4 protein-coding genes are annotated in these 3,759 nt (G+C 42.4%); 3 read left to right on the plus strand and 1 reads right to left on the minus strand.

Annotated elements, in window-relative coordinates:
• Both H6G26_RS42015 and H6G26_RS39805 read left to right on the plus strand, forming a co-directional pair.
• A partial coding sequence (locus tag H6G26_RS42015; protein ID WP_277883970.1) for a hypothetical protein occupies positions 1 to 581 on the plus strand: 581 nt, incomplete at its 5' end.
• A gap of 430 nt (positions 582 to 1,011) precedes the next feature.
• Entirely contained in the window at positions 1,012 to 1,287 is a 276-nt protein-coding gene (locus tag H6G26_RS39805; RefSeq protein WP_190737431.1) for a UBP-type zinc finger domain-containing protein, read from the plus strand.
• 92 nt (positions 1,288 to 1,379) lie between these two features.
• On the opposite strand, the gene ampC is transcribed toward H6G26_RS39805, so the two are convergent.
• On the minus strand, positions 1,380 to 2,570 hold the full coding sequence (gene ampC / locus H6G26_RS39810; RefSeq protein ID WP_190737433.1) for a class C beta-lactamase: 1,191 nt from the start codon (positions 2,568 to 2,570) through the stop codon (positions 1,380 to 1,382).
• 724 nt (positions 2,571 to 3,294) lie between these two features.
• On the opposite strand from ampC, the gene H6G26_RS39815 reads away from it, so the two are divergent.
• Entirely contained in the window at positions 3,295 to 3,582 is a 288-nt protein-coding gene (locus H6G26_RS39815; protein WP_190737435.1) for a Mo-dependent nitrogenase C-terminal domain-containing protein, read from the plus strand.
• Positions 3,583 to 3,759 lie beyond the last annotated feature (177 nt).

Below are 3,759 nucleotides of genomic sequence, written 5' to 3' on the forward strand. Positions count from 1 at the left end.
GTGATGTTTTTTCTGTCAGACGTTCCGCGATTACAACTATCGCTATAAATACCCCAGGCATCAATCTTTTTAGTTATCTCACCCCATTCAGATTAAGAAAACCAATCATTATAACACAAAATCAATTCTGCAAGAGGTCTATTCTCAAGTTCGATTGCTACGGCAATCTCAAGACTTGGCTAGAATCAGATATTCGGCGGGAATGGATTGAGCGATTGCAACCCTTGATTGAAAAGCCAGAAGATATTCAAACCCTGACCGGATTGGAAACTTGGTTTACTCTCTCAGACAAACCTATGATGTCTCCACCACCCCGCTACAAAATGGTGTTAGTGAGCTGGCTAGGAGTATTCTTCACCCTTCCTCAGCTCAATCGTTTGCTAGTACCGTTGCTGTCTGGGCTACCTGTATTGCTCAATCAACTGATTAGCACAGGACTCGGTGTCGCTCTGCTCACCTATGTGATTATGCCGCGCCTAACGCAATTATTCCGCAAATGGCTGTATCCCATTTCATACCCCTCTTCTATCACTTTCGGGAGTAAGCAAGTAGTAAATAAGTCAAATCATCCAGAAGCATAACAGGGTTTGAATTGATTCATTGTACTAATTAATTGATTGAATGCCAGCAATAAATTGGAATTGGGAAAAATATTAAACTAGGTATAAATTAACCAAATTTTTATTTGTCAATTATCATTTTTGGTCAAGTTAATAAATCAAAAAGAGCTTTTTTGCAATATTTATTTACAACTGTCCGATTTTGCACATATCTCGGCGACCGCCCTATTAGACAATTGCAATAATTTTACTTCTCTTTTCCAATCCCGCAGCCAATCACCTAACCCACCGCACTGAGGAATATCGAGAGGGCTGCTGATGCTGGCTATTAGATTGCTATTGGTCTCCCGTAGTAAACCTTGTGCAAAGCCACAGAAGTGCAAAACTAAGAAATTTAGCTGTGTTACCCCACACCAATCTATACTCTGATTAACGTGTCATTCAAATTTCTATGAGTTGCGAACATTTAGACAATTTAACTACGGAAACTCTGATTTCTAAAGCAAACTACCCAGTATTCCGTTGTGAAGAGTGTATCCAAATCAACAGTCGCTGGGTGCATCTCCGTATTTGTCAAAGTTGCGGAAAGATGCTGTGCTGTGATTCTTCCCTTCATCAACATGCCCGACGGCATTATGAGGAAACTGGACATTCAGTGATTAGCTCGGCTGAGTTAGGAGAAGAGTGGTTATGGTGTTTTTTGGACGAGCAGGCAAAGAACTATTAAACTGAGCAATGTACTCCGATCAGTTTCAATTTCAAACTAATTAAGATAACAGTTAGATATATCATCATCTTAAAATTTAAAGAGGAGCTTCCTCAACGAGCGCTCGTCAATTCGAGCTTGCTATCGAGCGCCATCAATATCTGGTAGGCGGTCTTCACGCGAACTGGGATTGGATAGTTCTTGTTCGCCATCATCACAATGCCGATGCCCTTGATGGGAATAAAGGCAACATAGGCACCGAACCCATTCGTCGAGCCAGTTTTGTTGATCAGCACATTTTGCTGCGGTGACATCGGCAAAGCAAGTCTGGTCACCTCGTTGACCTTGAGGCTCATTTGCGACGAGTTCCCCGCAAGCAGGCGATCGAGATTTATTGGATAAGTATACATCTCCCATCCCAGCCCCTGCGTCATGTCGCCAACCTTGAAGTATCCGGTGTGCGTTTTGGCAATTGCGCGTTGGAGAGTTTCGTCCAAGTCTGTGCCGTTCATATTTGCCTCAACGAACTGGATCATGTCGGAGGCAGTTGTCTTCACGCCATAGGCTTCCGAATCCAGAACGCCAGGACTGACTCGGGTCGGCTTGTTATCTTTTGAGTAGCCATAAGCGTATTTACCCATCTGATGTTGCGGAACCTTGAGGTAAGTACGCGTCAAGCCAAGCTTCGGGAAAAGCTTCTTTTCCATTAGCTCATCGAAAGGCTTGCCCATGCTTCTGGCGGCCAGATAGCCAAGCAAGCCGATGCTCGGGTTTGAATAAAGCCGATGGGTACCAGCCGCATAGCTCGGTCGCCAGCCTTTATAATAGGCAATCATCTCCTGTTGATTATTGACATCATCTGGGAACTGTAGGGGTAGACCGCCCGCCGTATAGGTACCAAGATTGAGAAGGCTGATTTTGTTGAAACTGCTGTCGGCGAGTGCAGGCAGATATTTGCTTGCGTTATCCAACAGAGACAGAGTTCCACTCACTTGCGCGTAGGACGCGAGGGTTGCTGTGAATGTTTTGCTGACCGAGCCGATCTCAAAAATCGTATCTTGGGTGATTTTTTGTCCGCTCTCCTTCGAGGCGACGCCGTAATTAAAGAAATATCGCTTTCCTTGAACCGTGACTGCCACAGCCATCCCTGGAACATTATTCTCCTCCATAATGGGTCGAATCGCTTCGGTCACGATTTGCTCAAATTGGCTTTGGTCTTTGCTATCGGCAGCTTGGGCGCATGCGCCCAAAAAAAAGCTTGTGGCAGCAATAATTCCAACCTTTAAAACGGAAATTTTTCTCATAACAGATACAGTGACTCGATTAGGTTTGCCCTCATCTGAAAGTTCCCAATTTATTTATCTAGTCATTTTAATTTTACGGGGCTACAACTAGAGCGACGCTCCTGCATCGTAGCCTCGTTACTGTACGTTCGCTCTAAAAGCGAAACTTAGTGCATCGTCTCCCTAATCGATTCTCTCACTTATTGCCGAAAGTCTTGCTGATGTGGGCTATTGGAGTGATGAGCGGCGTGTTGATGGGAAATCTGGCGCGAAGATTCGGTTTAGTAGCTCTTTTGTTGACAACCCAGTGTTGAGGTAATACTTCAAACAAGACCTTGTGTTTATTTTTAACGCTAATTCCTCAAACTAAAAAACAGTAGTCGTCACAGGAGCTAGAACACCGATTCAGTAATAAAACACGAGGCTGGAAAACCAGATTTTTAGGTCATTTCAACCACAATTTCCTTCTTGCACCTAAAAGAAACTCGAGTTTTTCGTCATGACTCTGAATACTGAATCGATGTTCTAGGGATGCGCTCATACTCGTGTCCCCTTCAGACGTTAACTTTGCTCCTAATATTTCTTATTTAGATACGATTGCCTACCTCTTCTGGATTTTAAGGAATTTTACTGATATTTCAATAGGGTTTCTTTAAGCGGAGAAATAGTTTCGTAAATTTACGATGTTTTTCTCCGTAGAGAAGTGTCATTTTAGAGAAATAGATTTTGGAAAGAGAATTGATATATGAATTTCCTAAAAAAAGATTATTTCAACAATAACTTATTAAACCAGATCCGTTATCAGCTTGAGATATTAGAAATACATGATTCCAAATTAGCCAAACTCTTATGCAAACTAATTCCATCCCATTGCCCTTTTGAAAGAACGGTAACAATTTTAGGGAGGACACTTTTTCACATTCCACCATTGTGTAAAATCAACCCCCTCTATGAGCAAATAATTGGTCTGCGTTACAAGTGTTTGTTGTATTTAGTAGATGAATGTGGCGAAGATGCGACAAGGTATTGTTAAACGTGATTTTTGTTTAGTAAAAAGAGAGAAGAGCTTGTTCTAAAATCTAGACAATGCTTTACTCCTGCGTCAGGGCAAGCTTTTGTTGATATTCTTTATACTCTCTGTCCTTATGCTGCCAGTATTTCTCAACTGTTTCTTTAGCAGCGATTGCACTATCGTATTCATCTCCACCTT

Origin of the sequence: Nostoc sp. FACHB-888, from assembly GCF_014696655.1 — a bacterium.
In the GTDB taxonomy this organism is placed as follows: domain Bacteria; phylum Cyanobacteriota; class Cyanobacteriia; order Cyanobacteriales; family Nostocaceae; genus Nostoc.